The organism is Emticicia sp. MM, from assembly GCF_001649495.1.
This window is the reverse complement of the sequence record NZ_LXHX01000121.1, coordinates 22,170-36,005: the sequence shown is the minus strand read 5'-3', so window position 1 is coordinate 36,005 and position 13,836 is coordinate 22,170. Positions and strand designations below refer to the sequence as shown.

7 protein-coding genes are annotated in these 13,836 nt (G+C 37.7%); all 7 read left to right on the top strand.

The window, feature by feature from the left end; translation table 11 throughout:
• The first annotated feature begins 299 nt into the window (after positions 1 to 299).
• On the top strand, positions 300 to 893 hold the full coding sequence (locus A6M55_RS17075; RefSeq protein WP_156511105.1) for an RNA polymerase sigma factor: 594 nt from the start codon (positions 300 to 302) through the stop codon (positions 891 to 893).
• A 58-nt stretch (positions 894 to 951) separates the two neighbouring features.
• On the top strand, positions 952 to 2,052 hold the full coding sequence (locus A6M55_RS17070) for a FecR family protein (protein WP_064198642.1): 1,101 nt from the start codon (positions 952 to 954) through the stop codon (positions 2,050 to 2,052).
• Between the two features lie 227 nt (positions 2,053 to 2,279).
• The gene (locus tag A6M55_RS17065; RefSeq protein ID WP_229235564.1) at positions 2,280 to 5,666 is read left to right on the top strand and encodes a TonB-dependent receptor; all 3,387 of its coding nucleotides are present in this window, start codon (positions 2,280 to 2,282) and stop codon (positions 5,664 to 5,666) included.
• A gap of 21 nt (positions 5,667 to 5,687) precedes the next feature.
• A complete protein-coding gene (locus A6M55_RS17060; RefSeq protein ID WP_064198640.1) occupies positions 5,688 to 7,403 on the top strand; it encodes a RagB/SusD family nutrient uptake outer membrane protein in 1,716 nt (571 codons plus the stop codon).
• A gap of 266 nt (positions 7,404 to 7,669) precedes the next feature.
• Positions 7,670 to 8,911 (top strand): alpha-L-fucosidase, encoded by a 1,242-nt coding sequence (locus tag A6M55_RS17055; protein ID WP_082893081.1) that lies wholly within the window; start codon positions 7,670 to 7,672, stop codon positions 8,909 to 8,911.
• Positions 8,912 to 8,972: 61 nt separating this feature from the next.
• Positions 8,973 to 11,447 (top strand): hypothetical protein, encoded by a 2,475-nt coding sequence (locus A6M55_RS17050; protein ID WP_064198639.1) that lies wholly within the window; start codon positions 8,973 to 8,975, stop codon positions 11,445 to 11,447.
• 102 nt (positions 11,448 to 11,549) lie between these two features.
• On the top strand, positions 11,550 to 13,832 hold the full coding sequence (locus tag A6M55_RS17045; protein WP_064198637.1) for a glycosyl hydrolase family 95 catalytic domain-containing protein: 2,283 nt from the start codon (positions 11,550 to 11,552) through the stop codon (positions 13,830 to 13,832).
• Positions 13,833 to 13,836: the final 4 nt, after the last annotated feature.

Sequence of the window (13,836 nt, the reverse complement as noted above, 5' to 3'; positions counted from 1 at the left end):
TGAATGATATAGGTTAATTCTAACTCAGGATGAAAATGCCATTTGTTATAAAAATGCGAGAATCTATCCGTTCGAGCAACAAACGAATTGGCATCATTTGAATCAATTTTGCGAAGTATTGCCTGCATATTGAATACAATTTGGTAGTGTTTGCACAAATTTGATAATATTTCACCAGTATTTAATAATATTTCAACAAATGCTTTGTTGAAATTGTACTACTTTAGCATCAAAAAATACCAAATTTAAAACTAAAGGCATTGCCTATTAACAGAGAATATATTAAATCTGTAAAAAAATTGACCAAAGAGCAAGAGCAAGCACTTTGGAAAGATATGATTTCGGGTAATAAAAGAGCTTTTGAAAATTTATACAAACAATATTTCCAAGTATTAATTAGCTACGGCTTTCGGATTACTCAAAACGAAAACCTTATCGAAGATGCTATTCAAGAGCTTTTTATAAGCCTTTGGAATAATAGGACCCATCTTTCGGAGGTTTCTGAGGTTAAATTTTACCTCTTCCGTTCACTAAAAAATAGAATCGTCCGCCAACTTGAAAGAGATATTTTTGATAAATCAGAAGATATTGATTCTTATTTAGACTTCTTGATAAGTATCTCTGAGGAACAAAAAAAGATTGATTCAGAACAATCCGATACCGAATTAGATAATCTGCAAAAGGCAATCTCCCACCTTCCACTACGTCAACAAGAGGTAATTAATCTAAAATATTACCATGATTTTACATTAGATGAGATAGCCAAACTCATGGATGTAAACAAACAATCGGTTAGTAATTTACTATTCCGTTCTTACGCTACGCTCCGTAACATTCTTAAAAGTTGGACAATCCAAATATTTTTTTTAAAATATTTTATACTTAGTGAGTAATTTGATAAAGACCATGTATCTGTATTGCTGAAAGCCATTAAAATAGCTTTTTTCAAAGATGGAATATAAGTTTTTTCAGATACAAGATTTTATTAAAGACGATGCTTTTATCCGTTGGGTAAAGTATGGAGAAAATGATGCTTTTTTTCAAGCATTCATATTGGACAATCCTGAAAAGCAAGCGATTATTAATAAAGCCTCCGACTTTATTAAAAAAGTAGCTGAGGCCGAACAACTACGCCAACCTAATATTAGTCAATCAAAAATATGGACGGCAATCAGCGAAAATATTAATAATGATTCTGAATCATCAAAACCGAGTTTATTCTCAAAATTATATGCTACAAAATGGGCAAAAATTAGTTGGGTAGCAGCTGCCTGTCTTGTGATTGGTTTTGGCTTAAAAGGGTTTTTATCAAACATTAATCCTAAAAAAATAAGTTACTCTGAATTGGTAGCTACGGCCGAAAAGCAAATCAAATTAATTGAAAAAGTAAATAAATCAAATACCCCACTGCCTATAAAACTAGAAGATGGAAGTGTAGTCACATTGGCAAAGAACGCCAAATTAAGTTATCCCAAACACTTTGAAGCCAATAAAAGGCAAGTCTTTTTAAGTGGTGAAGCTTTTTTTGAAATCACTAAAAATCCCAAGAAACCGTTTTTTGTCTATTCCAACGAAGTCATTACAAAGGTTTTAGGAACAAGTTTCACAATTCAGGCATTTGATGATGCTCCAGAAGTAATCGTAAGTGTAAGAACAGGAAGAGTATCTGTTTTTCACCAAAATAAAATCGCTCTTGCAGACCCCGAAGAGAAAGCTCTAATCATTACACCTAATCAAAAAATTGTATTCTCTCGAATTACCGAATCGCTTTCCAAATCGTTGGTTGAAAGTCCTCTACTAATAAAAGAATTAGACCAATTGCCTGAACAAAGTTTTGAAGATAGGCCTGTTTCGGAAGTGTTGAAAGCCATTGAGCAAGCTTATGGAGTACATATCATTTATGATGCCGACCAACTCTCGAATTGTATCATCACAACCACACTTGCCGACGAGTCATTATACAACAAACTTGATATTATGTGCAAAACAATTGGTGCAAGCTACAAAATAGTTGATGCCCAAATAGTAATTCAGTCAATGGGCTGCGATTAATCTGAAAAAACTCAGTTTAAGTATATAATTTTCAACCTTACCCCCCCTATAATTTATGAAGTTAATAACTACCTGAACAAAAAAAATCGAGGGAAAATGCGTCAACATTTATCCCCCGATACATCCTGCCTATACTGATGAGAGTTAGGCGTGAATTTTCATTTTTCTTTCAAAAAACCTTTAAAAATATGATAAAATATAGTACTAAGCAAAATTTTCTATTGTTTATGAAAATCAACCTCATACAATTGATTATAGCAGGAGTTTTTGCGGCAAATGCTTTTGCATTACCCGTAAAAGCACAAGATTTCCTGCAAAAAAAGGTGAGTATATCTCTCCAAAAAGGGAGTATAAAAACCTTGTTGAAATCAATAGAAAAGCAAACAAACGTTTTGTTTTCATACAAAAAAGATTTGATTGCGAATGATGAACCACTAACCTTGGAAATAAAAAACGAAAAGGTAGAAGATGTTCTAAGAAAAGTGCTGACGCCAAGAAACATTACCTTTGAAACAGTGGGCGAAAGGCAAATTATTTTGATTCGTACCAAGTCTATGGGGGCAGATTTAAAAGAAAATAGTTCTAATCAAAGAAGCATGGCTTTGCCCGATATTGATAATAATGTTACTACCGATATTCCTATTAAAGGTACTGTAAGTGATGAAAAAGGTGAAAAATTACCAGGTGTAAGTGTAATAGTTAAAGGAACGAGTCGTGGAAGTACAACAAATGTCGATGGTGAATTTTCGATAGCGGTAACTGACAGCAAAGCCGTTTTGGTCTTTAGTTTTGTTGGATTTAAAGCTCAAGAAATTACAGTAGGAAATCAGACAAAAATTAATATTGTACTTAAGATAGATGATAAAGCACTTGATGAAGTAGTAGTTGTGGGTTATGGTATACAGAAGAAAAAAGACCTTACAGGAGCTGTATCATCTATTGGAAGCGAATTGTTCAAAGAACGAAGAGAAACCCAGGTAGCACAGTCGTTGCAAGGCACAATGTCGGGTGTAAGTGTTACAAGAAGTGGCAGCAATGGAGCAATGGGCGGTGCAACTATTCGTATCAGAGGCGTTACGACGATTGGCAATTCTGACCCTTTGGTTATCGTTGATGGTGTGCCTGTGGCTGATGTGAATCTTGTTAATTCAGCAGACATTGATAATATTACCGTGCTGAAAGATGCCGCTTCGGCCTCTATTTATGGCTCACGGGCTGCCGCAGGTGTTATATTAATAACCACAAAAAGAGCTAAACCTGACCAAGTTTCGATACAATACAATGTTGAAAGGGGCGTAGATAGACCCACAAAATTGCCCGAAAAAATGGGTGTAGTGAGGTATATGCAATTGGCAAATGAACTGCGTTGGAACGATGCGGGGAATGGTGCAAACCAGTATCCAACATTTACCAAAGATTTAATTGACAATTACGAAATCAACAAGGTAGCAGACCCCAACAAGTACCCCGATACTGACTGGGCTGCTTTGACACTCAACACATCTGCCCCTCGTGAAACGCACAGTTTGAGCATTATGGCGGGGTCAAAGTTTGTCAGAACAAATGCTTCGATGCGTTATGAAACCGTAGGTGGCTTTTATGATAACAAAGACTACAAAAGGATTTTTGCACGCCTCAACAACGATTTTAATATCAATAAATACATCGGTGGTACATTCGATTTTAATTTTAGAAGAACGGCTACTACTGACCCAACTCATAGCGACCCTTTGGGGGAAGTTCGTATTGCTTCGCCCGTATATCCTGCTATGTGGACAGATGGCCGTGTGGCAGATGGTAAAGCTGGGGCAAATGTATGGGCTCGTTTGAAATATGGTGGTACAAACCAAAACTGGTATAATCAAATTAGTGGAAGAGTAGGGTTAGATGTTAAACCATTTGAAGGCTTAAAAGTTTCAGGTATTCTTGCTCCTATTTTCGATTTCAACAGCCAGAAGTTTTTTAATAATAAAGTGGATGCTTTTTCAGCAACCGACCCCACACAATTTATTGTAACCCTTTCAGAGAATGGCTCAAATGCTACAAACCGCTTGTTTGAAAGCCGTAATAACGTCTTGGCATTAACAACACAATTATTGGTAAATTATGCAAAAACTTTTGGCGACCACGATGTTACAGCGTTAGCAGGTTACGAAAATTTTTACAATAAATCAGAGGGTTTAACGGCTTCTCGTGACCAATTTTTATTTGCAGGTTATCCTTATCTTGACCAAGGGCCTATTACTTTTCGAGATAACTCGGGTTCTGCCAGCGAAACTGCTTACCGCTCTTATTTTGGTCGATTGACATATAGTTTCAAAGGTAAATACTTAGTACAAGCCAATATCAGACGAGATGGTTCTTCTCGCTTCAATGCCGATTATCGTTGGGGTATGTTTCCCTCTATTTCTGCGGGATGGGTAATGAGTGAAGAGAATTTTATGAAAAAGCAAAATGTTATTTCTTTCCTAAAATTGCGGGCATCGTGGGGAGCATTGGGCAATGAACGCATTGGAAACTATCCATATTTGGGCATTATCAATTTTGGGAATGCCTTGTTCTATCAAAATGGTACCGCTGTTTCACAGCAAACCGCAGCACAAGTACAATACGCTATCAAGAATATTTCGTGGGAAAAAACGGAGTCGAGCGATGTTGGTATTGATGCAAATTTCTTGAATAATCGCTTACGTTTCACGGGCGATGTGTACTACAAACAAACCAAGGATATGTTATTGGCATTACAGATTCCGATATTCGTTGGTTTTGAAAATCCTAATCAAAATACGGGTAAAATGTTCACAAAAGGTATTGATTTAGACCTCGGTTGGACAGATAAAATCAATGATTTTAAATATTCGGTTTCGTTTAACCTTTCTCAATACAAATCTGTCATGGGAGATTTGGGAGGTACGGAGTTTTTGGGTGACCAAATTAAAAGAAAGGGTAGTGAGTTCAATGAGTGGTACGGGTATATTTCGGAGGGTATTTATCGAAGTATTGACGATGTGAACAGTAGCCCCAAATTAAATAATAATGTAAAGGTGGGTGACATGAAATACAGAGATGTGAGCGGTCCTGACGGTATTCCTGATGGTAAAATTTCGCCCGAATATGACCGAGTGCTTCTCGGAAGTTCTCAACCACAATGGGCGTTTGGTGGTAATGTCAGATTGGCTTACAAAGGATTCGATTTTGCAACGTCGATTCAAGGAATAGGTAAGCAAAACTCTTCATTGTTGGGTTTTACAGACTATAACTCTGGCAACTGGGGGCGTTTTCCAAACATGTTAGATGGAAAAACATGGAGCAATTACAATACGCCCGAACAGAATGCAGCTGCTATTTACCCACGTTATACCGAAACAAACAAAGGCGTAAACAGAGCTTTATCAGATTTTTGGTTATTCAATGGGGCTTATCTTAGAGTAAAAAACGTGACTGTTGGCTATACGCTTCCCGAAAAAATGACCAGTAAAGCCCTAATCAAAAACATTCGTATTTATGCCAGTGGCAGCGATTTAATGGTATTTAGCAAATATCCGAAAGGCTGGGACCCAGAAGGCTTAGGAATTGTCTCTACGCTTATAGGTGGTGTTACTGTCAATTTTTAATCAAAAAACTTATTTCAGAAAATGAAACGAATAAAATATATTGCCTTTATCGCTATTTTGTGCTTATCGGCTTGTCAAAATACACTGGATTTATACCCACTTGCTCAACCATCGGCTGAAAAATGGTACTCTAATGAAGCCGAAATTCAATTGGCTTTGAATGACCTTTACAGAGGTGATTTTTGGATACCAGATGCTGAGACTGGTAGCGAGGTCCTCTCAGACGATGCTTTTACCAGAACTGCACTTTCGCCAATCAAAGCAGGGACTGTGAACAGTCAGTGGGGTACAGCTGCAACACTTTGGCGTAATTCCTATAAAGCAATTGCCAGAGCCAATCGAGCTTTTGTTGCTCTAAATAGTCCCGAAACTAAAGCCAATGTTCCTGCCGCAAACTTAGCTATTTACTTAGCAGAAATCCGTTTTCATCGAGCCTCTCAGTATGCCCGTTTGGTTACACACTTTGGCGATGTGGTTTATTCAGAAGACGTTATTGAATTAGATAAAGCATACAACATTGGTCGGACAGATAAAAAAACAGTCATTTCAAAGATATACGCTGATTTGGATGCTGCCGCTGCTGCGTTACCTAAATCTTATGCGGCTTCGGCTGTTAAACGAATAACGAAAGGGGCTGCTTTGGCAATGAAAGCCCGCACAGCTTTGTACGTTGGAGATTTTAAAATTGCAGCCGAAGCTGCCAAAGCCTGTATTGACCTTGCAACCTATTCGCTTCATCCGAGCTACGCCAATTTATTTTTGCAAAATACAAAAGACTCCCGAGAAATTGTTTTCGGTCTGCCTCGCTCGGTTGCCTTTAATGTTTTCATTGCATCATCAGAAGTCTTGAATAGGATTACAAGAAATTCGGGTGGCTTCGGGGCTATTTGCCCGACTTGGGATTTATTCTGTGCTTATTTATGCACTGATGGCCTGCCAATAGACAAATCACCACTTTATGACCCACGCAATCCATTCAAAAATCGAGACCCTCGATGCACAGCCTCTATTGTTGAATTTGGTACAACTCATTTAGGATTTACTTATGACCCTAATCCTACGGCTTTGAGAGTTTTGAGAGTGGCTACCAATACGCAAGTAACCAATAATGATAACCGTGCCAATGCTCAATTTGCCTCTTTCAATGGCTTGGTTTGGAAGAAAGGAATTGACGATACCTATTTACAAAATGGTAATAGAGTAGAACCCGACCAAATAATCATCAGATATGCCGATGTGCTACTGATGTATGCTGAAGCCAAGATTGAACTCAACGAAATTGACCAAAGTGTGCGTGATGCAATCAATGCTGTAAGAGCAAGAGCCTATGGCGTTGCTCCAACGGCTACTGCATCATATCCAGCAGTAACAGCAACCACACAGACAGATTTACGAAAAATAGTACGTATTGAACGCCGCATGGAGTTTGCCTTTGAAAACTTACGCTACATGGATATTGTCCGCTGGAAATTAGCTGGTAAAGTGTTTAGCAGACCGATTTATGGTATGTTAGACCCGACCGATTTAAAAGCGAAACTTGTAGATAAAAATCTTTGGTTTTTCCCAAGCACGCCTGTTATTGACGAAGATGGTTTAGCCAATTTCAAACCGATGTTTGATGCAGGTTTAATTAAATTGATAGTGCCATGCGAATGGCAAGAAAGGCAATATCTATGGCCTATTCCGACATCCGAAATTCAAATCAACCCGAATATGAAGCAGAATGAAGGGTATTAATAAAGAATAGATTTTCGAAGAATGATTTGTAGAAAAATAGTACACAGATTGCACAGATGCGATAGATTTACACCCCGAATGGAATTCTAATTTTTGATATTTTATCCGTAAGTATCAGTTAAATCTGTGTCATCAGTGTGCTATTTTTTTGGGAAATTTATCTAATTGTACTCGAAACTTCTCAAAAATACTGAATCCTCATTTCGTATTTTTGACAAAACCATAACCAAACCTATTCTTTCTGATTTTAACCTTTAAAAAAAAATATGTACTCACAAGTATATCGTTTCATACAACATATTACTTTACTACTCTTATTTACGTATAGCATTAGTGCCTACACGCAGCAGCACGATACAATTCCCTATTTTTTGAAAGATAAAAGTAGATTATACGCTAAATCACCCAAAAAAGCCACACTTGCTTGGTATAATGAGGCACGTTTGGGAATGTTTATCCATTGGGGTGTTTGGGGGAAATATCACGCCGCATGGGCAATGTTCAATCAGAAAATTCCTTTTGAAGACTATCAAAAAACGGCTTTATCGGTTGATGCTTCGGGGTTTAACGCCAATGAAATTGTCAAACTTGCCGAAGAAAGCGGTATGCGATACATCACTTTTGTTGCCAAACACCATGATGGTTTTTCTCTATGGGATACAAAAGCCAGCGATTGGAATAGTATGAAATACCCCATGCACCGAGACTTTGTGGCCGAATTGGCAAAAGTTTGTCAAGAACGCAATATGCCGCTATTTATTTATTATTCTATTGGTATTGATTGGGTACATCCTTATTTTTTACCCAAAGAAAAATACTTTTCTGCCCGCCCTGCCTATCCTCAAAATCCTGATTATTTCAAGTATTCAACACCTGAAGATTTTGAAAAATATAGGGCTTTTTGTAAGCAACAATTAGTTGAATTGTGTACACGATATGGCTCTGTAGCAGGTTTTTGGTTTGATACATTGGGTGGCGTACTGGCAAACGACGAGTTGTTTAAAATTCAAGAATTTTATGACCTCATCCATCGCTATCAACCCCATGCTTTAATCCTTTTCAAAACAGGTGCGTCTGGCAAAGAAGATGTATTAGTAGGAGAAAGAGAGCTACGGTCAATCAGTATGCACTATAGTGGCAATACGCCCGAACAAATCCATATTCGTAAACTATCAGATATGGCATGGAAGAAAAATTTCAAGAAAAAAGCAGAAATCGCAGTTACAAGTCAAGGCTCATGGGAATGGAGCCCTAAAAACAGTTGTCAAAATGTAGATGCTCTGTGGCAGATGTTGGTCGGAGCAGCAAATAATAACGCTAATTTATTGCTTAATTTCGGACCAAAACCTGATGGTTCTATTCCTGATGATGTGGCTAAAAATTTTAAACAATTGGGTGAGCGAATACGCAAAGAAGGCTATCCTGCACTCAACGTAAAAGACTATCTAAAATTACGGCAAAACGGGGCAACTATTGACAAAAATGAAGAGAAAAAAACGGCTCGATAGTTCAAAAATACTGAGAATGAATAAACTCTTAATCCTCTAAAATTAAAAAAAGATATCTAATATGAAATATATAAACGTTGGTCTTACAATTACTTTACTATTTGCATTTTTTGGTTTAAAAGCCCAAAATAAGCTCAAATATCCTCAATTTAGCGGCATTTATCCTCATTTGGCTTATTATAACAACGAAGGCGAATGCGGCACGGGTGCAGTAGTGCCTTGGGCTGACCGATTGTGGGTAATAACCTACGGCCCACATTTGCCATTCGGTTCTTCGGATAAATTGTATGAAATCACTCCAGATTTGACTAAAATAGTAAGACCCGAAAGTATTGGAGGCACACCTGCCAATCGAATGATTCATAAAGAGAGTAATCAGTTGTTTATCGGGCCTTATGCCATTGATGCCAACCGTACTGTTCGCACTATTCCATACAACCAAGCACCTGGCCGTTATACAGGTTTGGCACGTGATTTATCTGACCCTCAAAACAAACTTTTAATTGCCACCATGGAGGAAGGTTTTTATAGATTAGATGTTAAAAATCTCAAAACCGAAATGCTTTACCAAGATGGAAATGTAAAAGAAAAAAAGAAAGATGATACTCAGAACAACTTCAATGGAACACTTCTGCCAGGTGCCCATGGCAAAGGAGTGTATTCGGGGCAAGGGGTAATGGTATATTCTAATAATGGAGAATCAGGTTCTCTGGCACTCAAACAGTTTGATATAGAATCAGGTGTTTTGGCAGAATGGAATGGCAAAGACTGGAAAGTGGTGCGTCGAAATCAATTTGTAGAAGTAACAGGGCCTGGTGGAATTTATGGTAATTCAAATCCTGTAACTGACCCCATTTGGGCAACAGGCTGGGACCATAAATCAGTTTTGTTGGGTGTCAGAGACGATGGAAAATGGTCGTTTTTTCGCCTACCTAAAGCCAGCCATAGCTACGATGGAGCTCATGGTTGGAATACTGAATGGCCTCGAATTCGTGATGTCGGAACTCCAGAAAAACCTGACTATTTAATGACCATGCACGGACTTTTTTGGCGTTTTCCACAAACATTTACTTCAAAAAACACGGCTGGTATTCGTCCTCGTTCAGCGTATCTCAAAGTCATTGGTGACTTCACCCGATGGAATAATGGTTTGGTTTTCGGTTGTGATGATTCAGCACAGAAAGAGTTCTTGAACAAACGCAAAACCAAAGGAAACATCGAAGGCCCAGGACAGTCCAACTCAAACCTTTGGTTTACCTCACTTACTACACCAGATAATTTAGGACCAAATACCGCACAAGGAGCTGTTTGGCTTTCTGAAAAAATTGAAGCAAATACCGTTTCCGAACCATTTCTATTTGCAGGTTGGCAACAACGTATGGCATGGTTAAAAAATGAAGGAAGTCAGAAAGTTACATTCAGCTTTGAAACCGATATAGATGGCAAAGGAAATTGGAAAGCTTTAAGGTCAGTAGAAGTGGGTGCAGGTCAATCCATTGGAATTACGTTCGCAACAAGCGATAAAGGAGAGTGGATACGTGTAAAAAGCAATCAAGCAACCAAAGCAACGGTTAATTTTAATTATAGCGATGTTTCACGATTTCAGCCGAATCAAGATGCCCAATTTCAAGGCTTAACTCGAATTAGTAATTCTACGACTTATTCGGGTGGACTGCTTTATGGTTTGGGCAATAATCGGAGGAAGTTGGGTGTATTGGCAGGTCAATTTAGCAATGGTAATTTTATCGAAAATGGCTATTACGAATTAGATAGTGCTATGCACTTGATAAAAAAAGAAGACCCAAAGACGACTGAGTTTATTCGAGAAAAATTTGCAATCCCACGTGAAGTTATTACGGTTGATGATGCCTCTGTACTTGTTGTAGATGATAATGGAAGAAGATGGAGACTTCCAAAAGGGAATCAGGCATTTACGGCTAAGACTCAACAAGCAGCTTTGCGAATTTGCCGAGAAGTAGCCACCGAGCGAGATTTACTGAATGCTCACGGTACATTTTATGAATTACCAGCCGAAAATGCCGATGGATTTGCTAAAATCAGGCCAGTTGCTTCACATTCTCTTAGTATTCATGACTATGCTTCTTATCGTGGTTTATTGGTCATGACAGGGCTTGATAATCAAAGCCCCAAGAATGAACACATCATCACTTCCGATGATGGCAAAGCCAAAATTTGGGCAGGGACAATTGATGACCTTTGGAAATTAGGAAAAGCCGTTGGTGTAGGCGGCCCATGGAAAGATAGTCAGGTAAAAACTGGAACACCATCAGACCCTTATTTAATTGGTTTTTATGATAAAAAAAATCTTAAAATTTCGCATCATTCCAAACAATCCGTAACATTTACGATTGAAGTCGAACCCATAGGCCATGGCCCGTGGATGAAATATAAGGAGGTCATAGTCAAACCCAATGAAATATTTGATTTCAATTTTCCAGCTGGTTTTCAGGCACGTTGGATACGGTTTTCTGCTGATAAAGATTGTACAGCTTCAGCATGGTTGATATACAAATAGGTTAATTTTTAGGCCATCTAAATCTTATTAATTTTGGGTTAATTCCTTAGTATTTAAATTGTTTTTTCAACACGTAAACAATATTCTTCTGAAATTATGCAGATGAAAAATATTACATTTTTTGTTTTTCTTTTTATTGTTACAACGGCAAAAAGTCAAGTTCAAAAATTTAGAGAAGCTCTAAACTTTTCTCAAATTCCTCAAAAATGGGACGAAGGTCTTCCACTCGGAAACGGTTTAATAGGGGAACTTATTTGGCAAAAAGAATCAAAACTACGTTTATCATTAGACCAAGCTGAACTTTGGGATTTGAGGCCAATGGCTGAACTACACACACCTGGATTTAATTATAAATTGGTAAAAGAAAAGTTACTGGCCAATCAATACCAAGAGATTCAAAAAATTGGAGATATTCCGTACGAAAGAGAGCCCGCTCCGAGTAAGCTTCCGGGAGCAGCGATAGAATTTAACGTCGCAGAATGGGGAGATGTACAAGCAGCAACTTTGAATATTGAAACGGCAGAGGCCACCATCACTTGGAAAAATGGAGTAAAAATGAGCTCCTTTGTTGATGCCGTAAAACCATTAGGATATTTTAAGTTTGAAAATATCAAAAAGCTAAATCCTGAGCTTTTTTCTCCAAAATATGAGGGAAGCTCGAATAATAACGTTGGTGGTTCAACCGTAGGTGACGACTTGGCAAGACTTGGCTATACACAAGGGAATGTTGTAAAAAAAGGAAATTCGTACAAATATATTCAAAAAGGTTGGGGAGGATTCTACTATGAAGTGGCGGTTAAATGGCAAAAAACAGGCAAATCTATGTATGAAGGCGTTTGGTCAATTTCGGCACACTATCCAAATAACCCACAAATTTCTGCTTCAAAATTAATTTCAGGAGCCGAAAATTATGATATAGCAATAAAAAAACATAAAAACTGGTGGAAGAACTTTTGGTTAAAATCAAGTATTTCTATACCTGACCCAATCCTTGAAAAACAATACTATTTAGAGCAATACAAATTTGGCAGTACTGCTCGAGCAAATACGCCACCCATTTCACTACAAGCCATTTGGACCGCAGATAATGGACGCCTTCCGCCTTGGAAAGGGGATTTTCATCACGACCTTAATACACAGTTGAGTTATTGGCCATCTTACGCCGCCAACCATTTGGAAGAGGCAATGGGGTATCTTAATCATTTAGATAAAAACAAAAAAACCTACAAAAAATATACCCAATGGTATTTTGAAAGCGATGGTTTAGCTATTCCTGGTGTAACTGATTTGAATGGAATAGAAATGGGGGGTTGGATACAATATTCTCTTTCGCCTACGGTTTCTGCGTGGTTGGCACAACATTATTATTTACAATGGAGATATAGTATGGATAGGGAGTTTTTGCAAAAAAAGGCTTATCCTTTCTTCAAAGACGTAGCCTTATTTTTAGAAAGAATAAGCTACATAGATAAAAATGGAAATAGGCAATTGCCGATAAGTTCGAGTCCAGAAATTAATGATAACAGCCAGAAAGCTTGGTTTACCGAAAACACAAACTATGATTTAGCTCTCATGAGATTTCTGTTTTTAAAAGCAACTGAATTGGCACTGGAATTAAATTTAACAAAGGAAGCTGATCATTATCAAAGCATATTAAATCAGTTTTCAAACTATCATTTATCTGAAAAAAAAGAACTGAAATTTGCCAAGAATTTGCCTTATAATGAATCTCATCGCCATTTTTCACACCTCATGTCAATACATCCTCTGGGAGAAATTCGTTGGGAAAATGGGGTTTCAGACCAAGAAATTATCAAAAACTCTTTGGCATTATTAGATAAAGTCGGTCCTGGTAATTGGTGCGGCTACTCTTATGCTTGGGAAGGCAATCTGAAGGCAAGAGCAAAAGATGGAGAAGGAGCTAAACGTGCTTTGTATGATTTTGCGACAGCCTTTTGTTCTCCCAATTCTTTTCATCTCAATGGAGACCAGACCAAATCTGGCAAATCGAGTTTTACTTATCGTCCATTTACCTTAGAAGGAAATTTTGCTTTTGCGGCGGGGATTCAAGAAATGTTGATTCAATCTTATGCTGGTTTTATTGAGGTTTTCCCTGCAATACCCAATGATTGGACGAATTTATCGTTTAAAAATTTACGTGCAGAAGGAGCATTTATAGTCAGTGCAAAAAAAGTAAATGGAGAAATCTCAAGTATAGAAATTATGGCCGAGAAAGGTGGGAAAGTCAAACTCAAGTTACCATTCAAGAACAAGATAGAAAACGGGCTTGGTGTAAAAGTCATAAGTAAAAGCAATGACTTTATAGAATTAGACTTTACAAAAAACGGAAGAATACAAATCATAAACGCAAATAATAAATTCTAAAATC